14 protein-coding genes are annotated in these 16,845 nt (G+C 75.0%); 10 read left to right on the top strand and 4 right to left on the bottom strand.

Annotated elements, in window-relative coordinates; genetic code table 11:
• Window positions 1–78 precede the first annotated feature (78 nt).
• The gene (locus tag ACH4FX_RS26770; protein WP_398483050.1) at window positions 79–663 is read right to left on the bottom strand and encodes a TetR family transcriptional regulator; all 585 of its coding nucleotides are present in this window, start codon (window positions 661–663) and stop codon (window positions 79–81) included.
• Between the two features lie 111 nt (window positions 664–774).
• On the opposite strand from ACH4FX_RS26770, the gene ACH4FX_RS26765 reads away from it, so the two are divergent.
• The gene (locus tag ACH4FX_RS26765; RefSeq protein ID WP_398483048.1) at window positions 775–1,317 is read left to right on the top strand and encodes an SRPBCC family protein; all 543 of its coding nucleotides are present in this window, start codon (window positions 775–777) and stop codon (window positions 1,315–1,317) included.
• A 254-nt stretch (window positions 1,318–1,571) separates the two neighbouring features.
• Here the strand turns inward: ACH4FX_RS26765 and ACH4FX_RS26760 are convergent, their stop codons facing one another.
• A complete protein-coding gene (locus ACH4FX_RS26760) occupies window positions 1,572–2,588 on the bottom strand; it encodes a lytic polysaccharide monooxygenase (protein WP_398483046.1) in 1,017 nt (338 codons plus the stop codon).
• 291 nt (window positions 2,589–2,879) lie between these two features.
• On the opposite strand from ACH4FX_RS26760, the gene ACH4FX_RS26755 reads away from it, so the two are divergent.
• From ACH4FX_RS26755 to ACH4FX_RS26740, 4 genes are all read left to right on the top strand, one after another.
• Complete coding sequence (locus ACH4FX_RS26755; protein WP_398483044.1) at window positions 2,880–4,163, top strand: acetyl-CoA carboxylase biotin carboxylase subunit family protein; 1,284 nt, start codon at window positions 2,880–2,882, stop codon at window positions 4,161–4,163.
• An 86-nt stretch (window positions 4,164–4,249) separates the two neighbouring features.
• Window positions 4,250–6,151 carry an IucA/IucC family protein gene (locus tag ACH4FX_RS26750; protein ID WP_398483137.1) on the top strand — a complete coding sequence of 634 codons (1,902 nt, stop codon included), beginning with the start codon at window positions 4,250–4,252 and terminating at the stop codon, window positions 6,149–6,151.
• 80 nt (window positions 6,152–6,231) lie between these two features.
• Window positions 6,232–7,995: an IucA/IucC family protein gene (locus ACH4FX_RS26745; protein ID WP_398483042.1), complete on the top strand. Its 1,764-nt coding sequence runs from the start codon at window positions 6,232–6,234 to the stop codon at window positions 7,993–7,995.
• Window positions 7,992–9,245 (top strand): type III PLP-dependent enzyme, encoded by a 1,254-nt coding sequence (locus tag ACH4FX_RS26740; protein WP_398483040.1) that lies wholly within the window; start codon window positions 7,992–7,994, stop codon window positions 9,243–9,245. The genes ACH4FX_RS26745 and ACH4FX_RS26740 overlap by 4 nt, the downstream gene beginning before the upstream one ends.
• Here ACH4FX_RS26740 and ACH4FX_RS26735 read toward each other — a convergent pair.
• A complete protein-coding gene (locus tag ACH4FX_RS26735) occupies window positions 9,223–10,152 on the bottom strand; it encodes a GNAT family N-acetyltransferase (RefSeq protein WP_398483038.1) in 930 nt (309 codons plus the stop codon). The two genes, ACH4FX_RS26740 and ACH4FX_RS26735, sit on opposite strands and share 23 nt — an antisense overlap.
• Window positions 10,153–10,348: 196 nt before the next feature.
• Between ACH4FX_RS26735 and asnB the strand changes: the two genes are divergently transcribed.
• The 4 genes from asnB (at window position 10,349) to ddaH (ending at window position 14,003) form a co-directional block, all read left to right on the top strand.
• Window positions 10,349–12,199: an asparagine synthase (glutamine-hydrolyzing) gene (asnB, locus tag ACH4FX_RS26730; protein ID WP_398483036.1), complete on the top strand. Its 1,851-nt coding sequence runs from the start codon at window positions 10,349–10,351 to the stop codon at window positions 12,197–12,199.
• Between the two features lie 207 nt (window positions 12,200–12,406).
• A complete protein-coding gene (locus ACH4FX_RS26725) occupies window positions 12,407–12,805 on the top strand; it encodes a GntR family transcriptional regulator (RefSeq protein ID WP_398483034.1) in 399 nt (132 codons plus the stop codon).
• Entirely contained in the window at window positions 12,802–13,230 is a 429-nt protein-coding gene (locus tag ACH4FX_RS26720) for a VOC family protein (protein ID WP_398483032.1), read from the top strand. The genes ACH4FX_RS26725 and ACH4FX_RS26720 overlap by 4 nt, the downstream gene beginning before the upstream one ends.
• Window positions 13,227–14,003, top strand: coding sequence for a dimethylargininase (gene ddaH, locus ACH4FX_RS26715; RefSeq protein WP_398483030.1), 777 nt, complete (start codon window positions 13,227–13,229; stop codon window positions 14,001–14,003). Before ACH4FX_RS26720 ends, ddaH begins: the two co-directional genes overlap by 4 nt.
• 72 nt (window positions 14,004–14,075) lie before the next feature.
• Here ddaH and ACH4FX_RS26710 read toward each other — a convergent pair whose 3' ends face one another.
• Window positions 14,076–15,188: a DUF5925 domain-containing protein gene (locus ACH4FX_RS26710; protein ID WP_398483028.1), complete on the bottom strand. Its 1,113-nt coding sequence runs from the start codon at window positions 15,186–15,188 to the stop codon at window positions 14,076–14,078.
• A 152-nt stretch (window positions 15,189–15,340) separates the two neighbouring features.
• Here ACH4FX_RS26710 and ACH4FX_RS26705 point away from each other — a divergent pair, with 152 nt between their 5' ends.
• Window positions 15,341–16,807, top strand: a complete 1,467-nt coding sequence (locus ACH4FX_RS26705) for a xylan 1,4-beta-xylosidase (RefSeq protein ID WP_398483027.1) — start codon at window positions 15,341–15,343, stop codon at window positions 16,805–16,807.
• The last annotated feature ends 38 nt before the right edge of the window (window positions 16,808–16,845 follow it).

The following is a 16,845-nucleotide window of genomic DNA, read 5'->3' as shown; positions in this document are numbered from 1 at the left end:
GGGGCCTCGGCCCCCTTGGCCGTGCGGCTCTCTTCCCGTCAGCCCGTCAGCCCGTCAGCCCGTCAGCCCGTCAGCCCGTCAGCCCGTCAGCAGTGCGGTCGTGCACTGTTCGGCCAGGTCCTCGGCGTGCTCGGGCAGTTCGGTGCCGCCGCGCAGATGGCGGCGCACCAGGGACAGCGGTACGTCGATGACCGCGAGGGAGACCCGCTCGGTGTCCTGCGGGGTGCGCGCCCCCAGGTCCCGCGCCAGCGCCCCGACCGCGTCCCGTACCCGCCGGTGTCCCCGGTCGGCCCGCTCGACGTGCTCGGCGGGCCAGCTGTCCCGGCCGAAGTCCCGGGCCCCGTACAGGAGAAGCGCCGCCTCCTCGGGGTGGGCGCGGCTCCACGCGACGACGTGCCGGGCCGCCGCCGCGCCCGCGGCCCGCGGGTCCGGCGCCGACCGCAGGGCCGCGAAGTACCCCTCCTGGAACCGTTCGACCGTACGCAGCCACACCTCGGCCAGGAGCGCGGGCCGCCCGGCGAAGCGGTGGTAGACCGAGCCGCTCGGCGCGCCGACGGCCGCGGCGACCGCGGACATGGTCACCCCCGCCGGGCCCGCCTCGGCGGCCAGCCGGACGGCGGCGTCCAGCAGCAGGGTCATGTCGAAGAGCGGTGGTCTGGCCATGTTCTGGAGGGTACTCTCCAGAACGTATTGGAGAGTGCTCTCCAAAAGTCCCGGTGCCGCCGGGCCGGAGCGTGTCCGGCCCGCGGTCCCTGTCCTCGGAGGTGGACGGATATGGGAATCTGCAATGTGCACGAGCGCGAACTGCCGGTGCCGGTGCATACCGTCGGCGCGCTGATCGACGGCCTGGCGAGCGCGCACGACCCGCTGTGGCCGGGCCGCGACTGGCCGCCGATGCGGCTCGACCGCCCGCTCGGCGAAGGCGCCTCCGGCGGCCACGGCCCGGTCCGCTACACGGTCGTCGCCCACGTCCCGGGGACCTGGGTGCGCTTCGCCTTCAGTGGACCGCGCGGTTTCGACGGCTTCCACGAGTACACCGCGCACGCCCTCGGGGAGCAGCGGTCGGTGCTGCGGCACACCCTGGCGATGCGGGCCCGCGGCCCGGCCCGGCTCAGCTGGCCGCTGGCCTACCGGCCGCTGCACGACGCGGTTCTGGAAGACAGCCTGGACCGCGCCGAGTTCGCCTGTACGGGACGGGTCGTACGCCCGGCGCGCTGGAGTCCGTACGTGCGCCTGCTGCGGCGCCTGTACCGAGATTCCCGGGATTCCGCCGCCGGAACGGGAATCTCCGGTGCGGCACACGGCGCTGAGGGATGACACGACGTGGGTGGACCACGGCCGGACGGGCCTGACATGCCCTCATGCCGCACCACAGGGGAGTGCGGCGCGGGAGCGGGGCACGTGTGGCGGCGCCGCCGCCCCTGAGGTGAAGGAAGGGGCGGCGGCGCCAGTGTGGAGGGTGCCCCGTGAGGCCAGTGGGGGATGACCTCACGGGGGCCTGCGGGCCAGTGGGGGATGGCCGCACAGGGCGGGCCCTGTGGGGGAAGGGCCCTGGGGAGGGAGCGGATGGGTCAGCCGCGCTGCCGGGCGGCCTTGCGGCGGGCGCTCGCGAACAGGACCGAGGCACCCAGCGCCAGGACGGCCGCGCCGCCGATCGCCATCGGCGCGGTCGCGCTGTTGCCGCCGGTCTCGGCGAGGTGGCTGCCGGCCGCCTGCCGGGCACCGGCCTGCTTCGGGCCCACCTCCTCGGCCGCCCCGCCGTCGGGGCGCGCCGCGTTGCCCGCGGCGCCGCCGTCCGGCGCCTTGCCGTCGGCCCCGGCGGCCGGGGCGCCGCCGTGCGCGCCGTGGTGCATGTGGTCGATGGTCGACTTGCCGGCTTCCGCCGCGATCTGCCGGTCGCTCGGCGCGGCGGCGGCCGGGGCCGCGCCGCCGCCCTTGCCCGCGCCGCCGCCGTCCTTGCCGAAGACCACATCGGAGCATGTGTAGAACGCCTCGGGGCTGTCCGAGCGCTGCCAGATGCTGTAGATCAGATGACGGCCGGACTTGGCGGGCACCTTGCCGCTGAAGACGTAGTCGCCGCCCGTCAGCGTCGGGTCGGTGACCTTCGCGAACGGCTTGGCCTCCAGGTCGGACCACTTGAGCGGCTTGGCGGGGTCGTAGCCGTCCTTGGTGATGTACAGCTCGAAGGAGCCGCGGTGCGGGGCGGTCGCCTTGTAGCGGAAGGTGTGGTTGCCCGCCCGCAGCCTGGTGGACGGCCAGTCGGCCCGCGGCAGGTCCAGGCCGCGGTACTCCGGACTGTTGGCGCTGCACAGCTTGCCGTCCGGAATGCGCTTCTTGGACTGCCCGCCGGCGTTGCCGTCCCGGACGCCGTTCCAGTCGTACAGGGCCTGGGTGCCGCCGGCCGCGACCATCGCCTTGCAGGCCGCGGACTTCGGGTGCTCGGGGCCTTCCGCGAAGCAGGCGGAGATCCGGCTGACCGGGTCGGTCATCGAGCCGTGGGCGACCGCCGGGGTCGCGGTGAGCGCGGTGAGCGCCAGCGGGGCGATACCGGTCAGCGCGATACCGGCGGCCTTGCGGCGAGCGGTCATCGTGGGGGACTCCTTCGTCGGATCGGGGGGAGCGCACCGGCGGGAGCGCCTGATCCCGCCGGTGCGATCAGCACGCTAGCCCCGCTGAGCAGTGGTTCCGGGCCCGGAAGCCGGTTCCCGGCGATCTTTATGGCCCGCTTAAGGAAGCCCTCAGGACGGATTAAGCCCCGGGGGCGGACGCCGCTCGGACGGGGCCGGAACAGGCCCCGGAGAGGGAGCCGGGAGGGGTGACACGGCCGTGCCGGGACGCGAGTTGACAAGGTTAGGCATGCCTAACCTAATCTTCAGCGTGTGAACGAGGCCGCACCCCCGAACGACACCTGCGCGGGCCTGATCCTCCTCGCCCGCAACCCCACCGACTCCGTCACGGAAGGCTTCCTGCCGGCCGCGGCCCGCCTCGGTCTCGCCGTGGCGCTGCTGACCGACCAGCCGGACGCCCACCGGGAGGCATACGGGCGGTACGCGCGCGAGCGGGGCGGGGACGGGCCGCCCGGTGGCGGAGCGCTGCCCGGGCGGCTGGACATCGTGCCGTGCGACGTACCGGACTTCCGTGCCGTGATCGCGCGAATCGGCGCGCTGGCCGGCCGAGTCGGGCCGCCCGCCGCGGTCTTCACCAACAGCGACCACCTCCAGGCCCAAGCCGCTCTGGCCGCCGACTACTTCGGGCTGCCCGGCAAGGACTGGCGGGCAGCGCTCCGCACGAAGAACAAGGCCGAACTGCGGCGCGCTCTGACTGCCGCCGGGCTGGACACCGTACGGTCTGCCGAACTGCCGCCGGAGGGCGATCCGGCCGGACACGGCGTCCCGTACCCCTGCGTCCTCAAGCCGCGCGAAGGAGTCGCCAGCGAGGACGTCTTCCTGGTCGCGAACGACGCCGAACTGGCCGCGCGCTGCCACGAGATCCGGGCGCGGCGGCCCGATGCGCCACTGGTCCTGGAGGAGTACCTGGACGGCACCCTGCACACCCTGGAAACCCTCGGCGACGGACACACCCTGCACCCGCTGGCCTCCTTCCGCACGGACGTCTCACCGCCACCGCACTTCATCGAGGAACGGCTGCATCTGCTCCCCGAGCCGCCCCGCCCGGCCACGGACGAGGTACTGGCCCACCTGCGCGCGCTCGGCGTCGGCTTCGGCGCCTGCCACACCGAATACGTGGACCAGGGCGGCCGGGCCCGGATCATCGAGGTCAACTACCGGGCCATCGGCGACCGGTGCGACCTCGCCCTCGCCGAAGCCCTGGACCTCCCGCTCTTCGAGCTGGTCCTCCGCGTCCACCTGGGGGAGCGGCTGCCGCGGACCCTGGCCGCACGGCGCGGTGTGCGGGTGCGCATGGAGTACGTGTGCGCCGACCGGGCCGGGACGCTCAAGGCGGCACCGGACGCCCGGGTACGGGAAGCGGGCGGCGTCCGGCTCGACTACCGGCCCTTACGGGAGACCGGCGAGCGGCACCCGCTGTACCGCACCAACCGCGACTTCCTGGGGGTGCTGCGGGCGGCCGGCCCCGACGAGGGGCGTATCGACGCGGCCGTACGGGAGTTCCTGGCCGCCCACCGTTGGGAGATCGTGCCGTGACGGCGGTGACGGGTGACGGCGTCCCGGACACGCTGTGCGGCGCGGACCCGAAGGGCGCGGCGGCGGACGGCGCGGAGGAGGAGCTGGTGCGGCGCGTGCTGAGCGCGCTGCTCCGCGAGGACGCGTACGGGCTGCGCAGCCGCGCCGGCACGGTGCGCCGGCCGGACGGCGACCGGCTGCGGCTGGCCCTCCCGGGCGGCCCGGTCCTGGTCCCGGTCGAGGCCGACGGTTTCCAGTGCGAGATCGCCGCCCGCGCGGGAGAGCTGGAGCGCGCCGACGGCACCCGGGCGACCGGCATCGACGCGGTCCTGGGGCTGCTGCGCACCGCGGTGGAGCCCGATGATCTGCCGGGTTTCGACGCCTTCGCCGACGAGTGCCACCAGGCGCTGGCCACCGCCCGGATGCAGGCCGCGGAGCGCCCGGCGGTGGTCGGGCGGCTCGGCCCGCACGCGGGCGGCGGGGCGTACGGAGGAAACCACGGGACGGCGGCCGGTGCGCACGGCGGGGACCGGGGCGCGGCACCCGGCGCGTACGGCCCGGAACCCGGCGCCACGACTGGTGCGTACGGCCGCGACCGGGCCTGGTGCGGTCCCGGCGGCGCGCTCGACTACGACACGCTCGCCGCCCACCGCGACCACCCCGTCTACCCCACCGGCCGGGCCCGCATCGGCCTGGACGCGGACCAGGTGCGTGCCTACGCGCCCGAGTTCGCGCCCGGCTTCACGCTGCGCTGGCTGGCCCTCCCGTACGCACACGTCAACGGCGACCCGGCCGCGCTGCCCCACTGGTGGCCCGCCCCCGGGGACCTGGGCCTGCCCCGGCTGGACGGCAGCCACCTCGCGCTGCCCGTCCATCCGCTCACCGCGGACGGGCCGCTGGCCGAAGCGCTGCGCGTCCGCGGCCTGGAGGGCCACGCGCGGCTCGCCGACCGCGCGTGGCTGCGGGTGCGGCCCACCCTGTCGATGCGGACCGTCGCGGTCACCGACGACCCGTACACCCACCTCAAGCTGCCGCTCGCCACCGCCACCCTGGGCCGCCTCAACCGGCGCGGCATGAAACCGGGCACCCTCGTGGACGGCGCGGTGGGCCAGCGGCTGCTGGAGACGGTCGTCGCCCGCCATCCGCGCTTCGCCGAAACCGTGCTCCTCGCCGACGAGACCACCCACCTGGACGCCGGACACGACCTGCTGGCCACTCTGGTGCGCCGCTACCCCAGAGGCAGCGGCGGCGCCGCCGCGGTGTGCGGGGACAGCGGTCCGGCCGCCGCGCGGAGCCTGCGCGGCCTGCGCGGATCGAGCGGCCTGCGCGGCGCGCGGGTGGTGCCGGTGGCCGCGCTCGCGGCCCGGATGCCGGACGGCACCCTGGTCGCCGACGACCTCGCCCGCCGCTTCTACGGCGGTGACCTGCTCGCCCTCCTCGACGCCTACCTGACCCTCCTCCTGGACTGGCACACCACCCTCTTCGCGTACGGCATCGCGCTGGAGTCGCACCAGCAGAACACCTCGCTCGTCCTGGACGAGGTCGCCGGACGCCCGCGCCTGCGCCTGCTGCTCAAGGACAACGACGGGCCGCGGGTGAACACCGTCCGGCTGGCCGCCGTGCTCGGCGGGGACGCCGCCGACCTGTGCGGCTTCGCCGACCGGCGCATCCTGGTGGGCAGCGACGCCCCGGTGGCGGACGTGTTCACCACCATCACCGTCCACCTGTGCGCCGGGGCCCTCGCCTTCGAACTGGCCCGGCTCGGCCGCGCGCCGCTGCCGGTGCTGCTCGGACAGCTCCGGGCCCGGCTGACGGAGGCCGTGGACCGGCTGGACGCCGCGCCCGGAGCGGCCGCCGCCGTGCTGCGCACCCGCGTCCTGGACGCCGACCGGCTGCCGGTCAAGGCCATGCTCACGGCCGGCAGCCTGCTCACCAAACGGCGGTCGGGGGCGTCGGACGTCAACAAGCACTACGTCACCGGGCCGAACTACCTGACACCGGGCCGGTGACCGCCTCCACCACGCCGTGACCGGCCGGGCCCGCCGCCGCTCCGGCCCCGTTCCCCCCACCCCTCGTTGGAGTCCCCGCAATGCCCCTCGCCCCCTCCCGCCCGGCCGGACCGGACCGCACCGTTCCGCTCTCGGCCGACGAACCCGTCGCCCACACCCTCCTCAACTGCCTGGTGCGCGAGATCTGCGGCCCGGAGCGGCAGACCGCGCTGGCCGGCGACCACCTGCTGCTGCGGCTGCCGCGCTGCGGCGAACTGCTGCGGATCGGGGTGCGCCGCACCTCGCTGACCGGGGCCCACCGCTTCCGCGGCCCGGCCGGCCAGTGGCGCGACGGCGGCTGGCGCGAACTGGGCTGGCGGGAACTGGCCGCGTGCGCACAGCGCGAACTGGAACTGCGCACCGGAGTACGGAACGAGGAATTCCCCGCACAGGTCGCCTCCAGCCACGCGGGCGTCACCGCCGCCCTGCGCCATGCCGCGGCCGCCGCCCCCGACGGCCGCGGCACCGGCCCGGACGCCCGGTACCTGCGCTCCGAGCAGTCGCTGGTGTTCGGGCACCGCTTCCACCCGACGCCCAAATCCCGTACCGGCAGCCCCGCCGACTGGGCCCGCTACGCGCCCGAGGCCGGCGCCCGCTTCCGGCTGCGCCACCTGGCCGTACGCACCGAGTGCGTACGCGAGGAGACCGCCGCGCCCGGCGCGCTCCGGGCCCTGGACCGGCAGGGCGAGGTGCCCGACGGGTACCGGCTGCTGCCCGCGCACCCCTGGCAGTACGCGATGCTCGCCGCGCACCCCGCACTGCGGGACGCCGTACGGCGCGGGGACGTGCTCGACCTGGGGGAGCGCGGGGGCACATTCGCGCCCACCGCGTCCGTCCGCACGCTCTACGACGGCCGCGACTTCCTCAAATGCAGCCTGAACACCCGGATCACCAACTGCGTGCGCAAGAACGCCGACTACGAACTGCGCGGCGCCGTCGCCCTCACCCGCCACCTGGAACCGGTCGCCACCGCCCTCACCGCCCGCTTCCCCGGCTGCGACCTGCTGCGCGAACCCGGCTACCGCACCGTGGAGGTGGGCGACCGGGAACTGGCCGAAGGGCTCGGCGTCATCGTGCGGGAAGGACTGGGGCAGCGGCTGCGGCCCGGCCTCACCCCGCTGCTGGCCGCCGCCGTCGCCGACGAACACCCCGGCAGCGGCGCCCAGTTCGGCGAGCTGCTGCCCGGCGCCGGCCCGGTGGCGGCGCTCGGCTGGTGGGACGCGTACCTGTCGCTGCTCGTCCCGCCCGTCCTGGCCGCCTACTTCGACCACGGCGTCGTCCTCGAACCGCACCTCCAGAACGTCGTCCTCGGCGTCGACCCCCTCGGCACGCCCGCCCAGGTCCTCTTCCGCGACCTGGAGGGCACCAAGCTGCTGCCCGGCGCGCACGCCGCGTTCCTCGCCGGGCTGCCCGGCGACGTGGCCCGCCCCCTCGTGTACGACCGGCGGCGCGGCTGGGACCGCGTCGTCTACTGCCTGCTGGTCAACCACCTCGCCGACATGGCCGCCGCCGTCGCCGACCGGCACCCGGCGCTGGAGGGCGAGCTGTGGCGTGCCGTACGGGGCGTACTGCGCGAGCGGAGCGCCGCGCACGGCGAACCGGACGAACTGCGGGACCTGCTGGCCGGCGCGCCGCTGCCCGCCAAGGCCAACCTGCTGACGCGGTGGGGACGCGCGGCGGACCGGGAGGCGGGCTACGTCCGCATCGCCTCACCGGTCGGCCCCGGCACCCCGGACGGCCCGGCCGCACCCCGCACGCTCGGCGCACCCCGGGCCGCCCGCACCCGCTCCCGGAGCGCTTCATGATCACGGAGTCGGCCGCGCGCCAGGTGGACGCCCTGACGGCCGGGCACCCGGGCCCCGACGGCCCGCTGCCCGCCTACGTCTACGACCTGGCCGACCTCGCCGCCCACGCCGCGTCCGTACGGTCCGCCCTGCCGTCCCGCGTCGAGCTGTACTACGCGGCCAAGGCCAACCCGGACCCGCACCTGCTGCGCACCCTGGCCCCGTACGCCGACGGCTGCGAGGTCTCCTCCGGGGGCGAGGCCGCCCACGTGCGCGCGGCGGTGCCCGCGCTGCCGCTGGCGTTCGGCGGGCCGGGCAAGACCGAGGCGGAGCTGCGGACCGCCCTGGAACTGGGCGTCGAACGCTTCCACCTGGAGAGCGAACACGAACTGCGGATGCTCGCCGCCCTCGCCCGGGAAACCGGCCGGCGGGCCGACGTCCTGCTCCGCGTCAACCTGCCGCTGGGCGCCGGGGCCACGGCCGGTGCCGCCCTCGCGATGGGCGGGCGGGCCACCCCGTTCGGCCTCGACCCCGCGCGCGCCGAGCACTGCCTGCCGCTGCTCTGCGACGGACCGCTGCGGCTGCGCGGCATCCACGCCCACCTGGCCAGCGGCCTCGGCGCGCCCGCACAACTGGCCCTCGCGGCCCGGATCACCGAATGGGCCCGGGACTTCGCCGCCCGGCACGGCCACTCCCTGTGCGAGGTCGGGCTCGGCGGCGGCATGGCGGTCGACTACGGGCGCCCGGACACCCGCTTCGACTGGGCGGAGTACGGCACCGGCCTCGCCGGACTGGCCGACCGCTACCCCGAGTTCACCCTGCGCATCGAACCGGGCCGGGCGCTGACCGCGTACTGCGGCTGGTACGTGACCGAGGTGCTGGACGTGAAGCACAGCCACGGCGAGGCGTTCGCCGTCCTGCGCGGCGGTACCCACCACCTGCGCACCCCGGCCGCCAAGGGCCACGACCACCCCTTCACCGTGCTGCCCGTCGAGGAGTGGACCCGCCCCTGGCCACGACCGGGCGCCCACGGCCAGCAGGTCACCCTCACGGGCCAGCTGTGCACCCCGAAGGACGTACTGGCCCGCCGGGTCCCCGTCGCCCACCTGCGCGCGGGTGACCGCGTCGCCTTCGCCCTGGCGGGTGCCTACGCCTGGAACATCTCCCACCACGACTTCCTGATGCACCCGCCACCGGCCTTCCACTACGTGGGCGGCGGGGCGGCGGCCGGGCCCGGCCGGGGACCTTTCAGGCCCGCGTCAGTTCCTTGACGCTGTGCCACTGGTGGGTGAGGGGGCGGTAGCCGAACGCGGCGTTGATGGCGAGCATCGCGGCGTTCCCGGTGTCGTTGGCCGTGATCGCTTCCGTGCAGCCGGCGTCGCGGGCCCGGTGCAGGGAGGCGGTCTTGGCCAGTTTGGCCAGGCCGCGCCCCCGGTGGGCGCGGCGGCTGCCGGTCATCATCGAACCGTAGCGGCCCTGCCCGTCCGTACCGGCCAGGCAGAACGACGCGATCTCGCCGCCGACCGTCACCACCGTCGTCAGGTCCAGGTCGGTGTCCGGGTGCTCCCAGGTGTGCACGATCCAGTCCTCGTACGTCATCGCGTCCACGGTCAGATCGTCCGGCTCGTCCGCCATCACCTCGGCGTCCGCCTCGAACAGCGGCCGGGGGTCGGCACCGAAGTCGGCGGCCGTGCGCAGCTCCGTCCCGGGCGGGAGGGCGGCGGGCAGCGGCGGCGGCTCGGCGCGGGTGAGGTCGAGGCGGAGGTACCGGGCGAGCCGGCCGCGGCGGTAGCCGTGGCGTTCGGCGAAGGACAGCGAACGGGGATCGTCGTGGGGGTAGGAGTGCAGGTGCGTGGCGCCGAGACCGTTCACATGGTCCTCGGCCGCGGCCAGCAGGGCGCCGCCGGCCCCCCGCCCGTGGCAGGCGGGGTCCACCACGGCCATGACCACGGCCTGGCCCGGCGTACTGCTGTCGTGCCGGAGACCCGCCCTGGCCGCGCCGACGATCCGGCCGTCCGCCTCGGCGACGAACATCCGCAACCGCTGGGCGGCGGGCCCCTCGGTGGCCTCCCAGGCGACCGACTGCGGGGAGGAGATCAGATAGGGCAGGGCGCGCCGCCGCACTTCACAGACGTCGCGCGCATCGGCACGGCGGAACGGACGCACGGTGATGGTCACGAGCGGGACGGTACGCCGGTCGGCCGCACGGCGCCTCCGAATTCCGCCCGGGCCGGACCGCGCCGCTGTTGGCGCGTTCCGTCCGGTACCGCGTGACGTACGGGGTCCGGCCAACGGCCCCCGGGCGTACGGTCGTCGGCGCGGGCCGCCGCCGGACCGCGGGGGCCCGCCGCCGATCGAAGGAGGAGCCGCGACCGTGTGTGGCATCACTGGATGGATCTCCTACGACACCGACCTCACCACCGAGCACACCACGCTCGACGCCATGACCGCGACGATGGCCTGCCGCGGCCCGGACGCCGCCGGCACCTGGTACGACACCCACGCCGCTTTCGGACACCGGCGCCTGGCCGTCATCGACATCGAGGGCGGCAGCCAGCCGATGACCGTCGAACGCGACGGCCGCACCCTGCTCGCGCTGACCTACAGCGGCGAGGTGTACAACTACCGCGAGCTGCGCGCGGAACTGGCCACCCGGGGCCACACCTTCCGCACCAGCAGCGACACCGAGGTCGTCCTGCACGCCTACCTGGAGTGGGGCGAGGAGTTCACCGGACGCCTCAACGGCATGTACGCGCTGGCCCTGTGGGAACCGCGCACCGAGGAACTGCTCCTGGTACGCGACCGGATGGGCATCAAACCCCTCTACTACCACCCCACCCCGGACGGCGTGCTCTTCGGCTCCGAGCCCAAGGCGATCCTCGCCCACCCGTGGGTGCGCCCGGTCGTGGACAGGGAGGGCCTGGCCGAGCTGATCACGTTCACCAAGACCCCCGGCCACGCCGTCTACCAGGGCATGTACGAGGTCCGCCCCGGCCACACCGTACGCGTCCGCCGCGGCTCCCTGACCACCCGCCGCTACTGGGCCCTGGAGCCCCGCGAGCACACCGACGGCCTCGACACGACCGTCGCCCGCGTCCGGGAGCTGCTCGACGACATCGTCGAACGCCAGCTGATCGCCGACGTACCGCTGTGCACCCTGCTCTCCGGCGGTCTGGACTCCTCGGTCATCACCGCGCTGGCCGCCCGCGCCCTGGCCGCCCGCGGCGACGGCCCGGTGCGCTCGTTCGCCGTCGACTTCACCGGCTACACGGAGCACTTCCGCGCCGACGGCCTGCGCGGCACCCCCGACGGCCCGTACGCGACCGCGCTCGCCGAGCACGTCCGCGCCGACCACGCGGCCATCGTCCTGGACACCGCCGATCTCACCGACCGCGCCCACCGCTCGGCCGTCCTGCGCGCCCGCGACCTGCCCAACGGGTTCGGCGACGGCGACACCTCGCTCTACCTGCTGTTCAAGGCGATCCGGCAGCAGTCGACCGTGGCCCTGTCCGGGGAGTCCGCCGACGAGGTGTTCGGAGGTTACCGCTGGTTCCACGACCCGGCGCACGTGCACGCCGACACCTTCCCCTGGACGGCCGCCGGCATCGCCGGCCGGTTCGCCGGCGGCGACGCCGAGCGCGAGGCGCTGCTCGACCCCGGCCTGCTCGGCAAGCTGGACCTGGAGGGCTACGAGACCCGGCGCTACCGCGAAGCGCTCGCCGAAGTGCGGTACCTGGACGGCGAACGGGGCCTCCAGCGCCGCATGCGCGAGATCAGCCACCTCCACCTGACCCGTTTCGTGCAGTCGCTGCTGGACCGCAAGGACCGCGCCAGCATGGCCGTCGGCCTGGAGGTACGCGTTCCGTTCTGCGACCACCGGCTGGTCGAGTACGTCTACAACACGCCGTGGGCCATGAAGACCTTCGACGGCCGGGAGAAGTCGCTGCTGCGCGCCGCCACCCGCGACGTACTGCCGGACCTGATCGCCGACCGCGTCAAGTCCCCCTACCCCAGCACCCAGGACCCCCGCTACACCGAGGCGCTGCGTACCGAGCTGGCGGAGCTGGCCGCCGACCGGACCGCGCCGGCCCGGCCGCTGCTGGACGCCCGGGTGCTGGCGCGGGTGACCGGCGCCGGTTCGACGGAGGACATCCGGCCGGGCGCCGAACTGGCGCTGGGCCTCAACGAGTGGCTGGCCACGACCGGCACGACCTTGGAGGTGTGACACGTACGGCCCCGGAGGCGTGCCGCCCACGGCTCTGGGGGCGCGGCGGCCGGTGCGTCCTCCTCGCCTGTCCCCGCGGCGGCCGGGCGCGTTCCGGTGCCCCGGCACGACATGGGCTGACCTGCGGACACGGCGGGCACCGCTGACGCACAATGGGTGCGACCCACCCCCTGCGTCCCGCGCAGCCCCCGTACCAGGAGCGCCACCGTGGCCGTCCAGCAAGCGCCGCCCCTGCGGCTGACCATCGACCCGGACGCCGCGGACGCGCCGTTCGAACAGGTCCGGGCCCAGATCGCCGGCCAGGCCCGCGACGGCGGCCTGCCGGTCGGCCGCAAACTGCCCACCGTGCGCGGCCTCGCCGAACAGCTCGGACTGGCCGCCAACACCGTCGCCAAGGCGTACCGCGCCCTGGAGACGGACGGGGTGATCGAGACGCGGGGGCGCAACGGCACCTTCATCGCCGCGGCGGGCGAGGCGGCCGACAAGGAGGCGGCAGCCGCTGCCGCCTCCTACGCCCGGCGTGCCCGGCGGCTCGGCCTGGACCACGCCGCCGCCCTCGCGACCGTCACGGAAGCCCTGCGCGCCACCTACGGAGACGACGCATGACCGCACCCGCCCGTGTCCAGTGCACCGCCCTGGACTGCCCCGACCCCCTGCGGCTGGCCCGCTTCTACGCGGAACTGCTCGGCGGGGAGATCAACCGCCCCGACTCCCGCTGGACCACCAACGGCGACTGGGTCACCCTGCACACCGCCACCGGATCGCTCCTGGCCTTCCAGCGCGTCCCCGACCACCGCCCGCCCCGCTGGCCGGACCCGGCGTACCCCCAGCAGTCCCACCTCGACCTCGGCGTGGACGACCTGGAGGCCGCGCACCAGCGGGTGCTGGAGGCGGGCGGCACCCTGCTCGACACCACCCACGACGCCAAGCCCCATGGCTTCCGGGTCTACGCCGACCCCGCGGGCCATCCCTTCTGCCTCGTCAAGGAACTCCCCGAGGACCGGCAGCACTACCCCGAGGGCACGGTGTGACCAGCAAGGAGGCGCTCATACGCCGCCCCGGGCCGCGCCTCGCCGAGGGGCTGACGACGCACATCGAGCGGCGGCCGGTGGACCTGGACCGCGCCCTGCTCCAGTGGGAGAAGTACGTCGGTGCGCTGCGCGCACACGGCTGGCGGACCACGGAGGTCGCGCCCGCCGACGACTGCCCCGACGCGGTGTTCGTCGAGGACACCATGGTCGTCTTCCGCAACATGGCGCTGCTGGCCCGGCCCGGGGCCGGATCCCGCCGCCCGGAGGTGGCCGCCGCCGAGGAGGCGGTGGCCGCGCTGGGCTGCTCGCTCGGCCGCGTCCGGGCCCCGGGCACGCTCGACGGCGGCGACGTCCTGAAGGTGGGCGACACGGTGTACGTCGGGCGCGGCGGCCGCACCAACGACGAGGGCATACGCCAACTCCGCGCCGCCTTCGAACCGCTGGGCGCCCGGGTGACGGCCGTACCGGTCGGCAAGGTGCTGCACCTGAAGTCCGCGGTCACCGCGCTGCCCGACGGCACCGTCATCGGCTACCCGCCGCTGGTCGACGACCCCGCCGTCTTCCCGCGCTTCCGCCCGGTGCCGGAGGAGGCCGGGGCCCACGTGGTCCTGCTCGGTGGCGGACGCCTGCTGATGAGCGCGAGCGCGCCCCGCAGCGCCGAGCTGTTCGCGGACCTCGGCTACGAGCTGGTGCCGGTGGACATCGGGGAGTTCGAGAAGCTGGAGGGCTGTGTCACCTGCCTGTCGGTACGGCTGCGGGAGCTGCCCGCGTGAGCCGGCCACGGTCGTGACCCGGCCGTACGGGCGCGCCCGTGCCCGTACGGCCGTATGGGCACGGGCGCGCCGCTACAGGTACAGTCCGGCGTCCGCCCCCGGGTCCTGGGACGGCACCGACGCGGGGCCGGTGCCGCGGCGCAGCGCGTACAGCTCCGCGAGGGTCGCGCCGTCGCGGCCGACGCCGTCCTCCCGGCCGAGCCAGCGCACCGCCTCCGGCCGGGTGAGCGGGCCCACCTCGATCCGGGCCAGGCAGCGGCCGGGCCGCACCACGGCCGGGTGCAGCCGCTCCAGGTCCTCGTTGGTCGTCACGCCGACGAGGACGTTGCGGCCCTGGCCCAGCAGTCCGTCCGTCAGGTTCAGCAGCCGGGACAGCGCCTGCCCCGCCGTGTGCCGGGCCTCGCCGCGGATCAGTTCGTCGCAGTCCTCCAGCAGGAGCAGCCGCCAGCGCCCCTTGCCCGCCGCGTCGTCCTCGCCGATGGCGATGTCCATCAGATAGCCGATGTCGTTGAACAGCCGCTCCGGATCCAGTACGCAGTCGACCTGGCACCAGTCCCGCCAGGCGCGGGCGAGGGTGCGCAGCGCGGAGGTCTTGCCCGTGCCGGGCGGGCCGTGCAGCAACAGCAGCCGCCCGGCGATCTCCTCCGGCGCCACCCCCATCAGCCGGTCCAGCGCCTCGGCCACCGGGGCGGTGTAGTTGGGGCGGATCTCGTCCCACGTACCGGCGGAGATCTGCCGGGTCGTGCGGTACGGACCGCGCCGCGGGGAGAGGTACCAGAACCCCATCGCGACGTCCTCCGGCTGCGGCTCCGGCTCGTCCTCCGCGCCGTCGGCCGACTGGCCCAGCACCTTCTGGGCCAGCTCGTCGGTGGTGGCCGTGACGGTCACGTCCGCGCCGCGGTTCCACCGCGACACCAGCAGGGTGAAGCCGTCGCCCTCGGCGAGGGTCGCGCTGCGGTCCTCGTCGCGCGCGGACCGCAGCACCTTGGCGCCGGGCGGCAGCAGCGTCAGGCCGGCCTTGACCCGGTCGACCGAGCGGCTGCGCGCGTACGGCTGCTCACCGCTGGCGAACCGCCCCAGGAACAGGGCGTCGACGACGTCGGACGGTGAATCGCTGTCGTCCATGGTCAACCGGATCGGGAGGGACTCCTCGGCGGCGGACGGCTGGACGTGGTCGGCACACATACCACCATGATCCGGCACCGCCGGCCGTCGCGTACACGGATTTTCCCTCGCCGCCCAGGACTTTCACACCGGCCGGACGAGCGGCAGAACCGTCCCTCGCACTTGCCGGAAACCGGCCGGACGGCCCCCGGGGCTGGCTAGGCTGGCCCGTCGTGGGACGTCATGGGGAACGTCACGGTGGGGAACAGCACGGTGGGGAACGACACGACGGCACGGGAACCGCGGGCTCCGCGCGCCCGGCGGACGTACCGGCGCCCGCGCGGGCCGGGGGACGCCGCAGGCCGCGCAACCGGTCCCGGGCCGCCGCCCTGCTCGCACTCGGCGTGGCGGCGCTGGCCATGGCCCTGGCGATGTGCGGCTTCCCGCCGGAGGGAGGGGACGGCGGCGCGCGCTCCGGCGCCTCCCGCGCCGCCCAGGTGGGCTGGGGGTTCACGCACACCGAGTACAGCGCCGACCGGGGCGACGAGGCCGCCACGCACGGCGCGTCCGAGCTGCTGTCCGCCGACCCGATGCCGCAGAACCAGCACATCATGGGCTGGGGCGCGCAGAACCCCGAACCGAGCCCGGGCACGTACGACTTCAAGGAGCTGGACAGCCGCGTCGACCTGATCCGCCGGACCGGCGGCACGCCCGTGCTGACGCTGTGCTGCGCCCCGGACTGGATGAAGGGCGGGAAGGCCGGTACGACAGACTGGAGCGAGCTGGAGAAGGCACCGAGCCCGGAGCACTACGAGGACTTCGCCAAGCTGGCCGGCACGATCGCCCGCCGCTACCCGGACATCCGGCACTTCATCGTCTGGAACGAACTCAAGGGCTTCTTCGACGAGGCCCGCAACCGCTGGGACCACGAGGGCTACACCCGCCTGTACAACCTCGTCTACAAGGAGCTGAAGAAGGCCGACAAGAACAACCTGGTGGGCGGCCCGTACGCGGTCATGGACAGCTACGCGCCCGGCGACGACACCTACGCCTCCGACGTCAAGGGGCCCTGGGGGAGCCTCGACCAGCGGACCGTCGACGCCGTCGAGTACTGGAACGCGCACAAGGCGGGCGCGGACTTCGTCGTCGTGGACGGCTCCAGCTACACCAAGGACGACCGCTACGTGCCCGACGCGTTCGCCGCCACCCGGAAGTTCGCCGACATCGGGCGCTGGCTGCGGGAGACGACCGGCCTGCCGCTGTGGTGGGCGGAGTGGTACGTCGAGGTCGCGGACGCCAATGACGACCGCAGGGGCTGGAGCGAGCCGCGCCGCACCGCCACCCAGGCGAGCGCGCTGATCTCCATGACCGAGGGCGGCGCCACCAGCGGCTTCTACTGGAACCCGCAGAACGAGGGTGCCGACTGCCCCGGCTGTCTGTGGCGCAGCACCCGGCTGCGGGACGGCGGCGGTGAACTGCCCATGATGGACCTGCTGTCCCGGTTCTCCCGCGCGTTCCCGCCCGGCACGTCCTTCGAGCCGGTGGACGTGGCCGCCCGCGACCGCCCCGGCCTCCGGGTGCTGGCCGACCGCCGGACCCTCATGGTGGTCAACACGCTCGACCGCCCCGTGCGCACGACGGTGGACGGCCGGAGTCTGACGCTGAAGCCGTACGAGATCCGCTGGCTGGAGCGGTCCTGAGGGCGGCGCCCGGCCACCCCGCGGGGGGCCGGGCGCCG

It is taken from the genome of Streptomyces sp. NPDC018019 (assembly GCF_044327805.1).
Classification (GTDB): domain Bacteria; phylum Actinomycetota; class Actinomycetes; order Streptomycetales; family Streptomycetaceae; genus Streptomyces.
The sequence above is the reverse complement of the archived record's forward strand: the minus strand, read 5'-3'. Positions and strand labels throughout refer to the sequence as shown.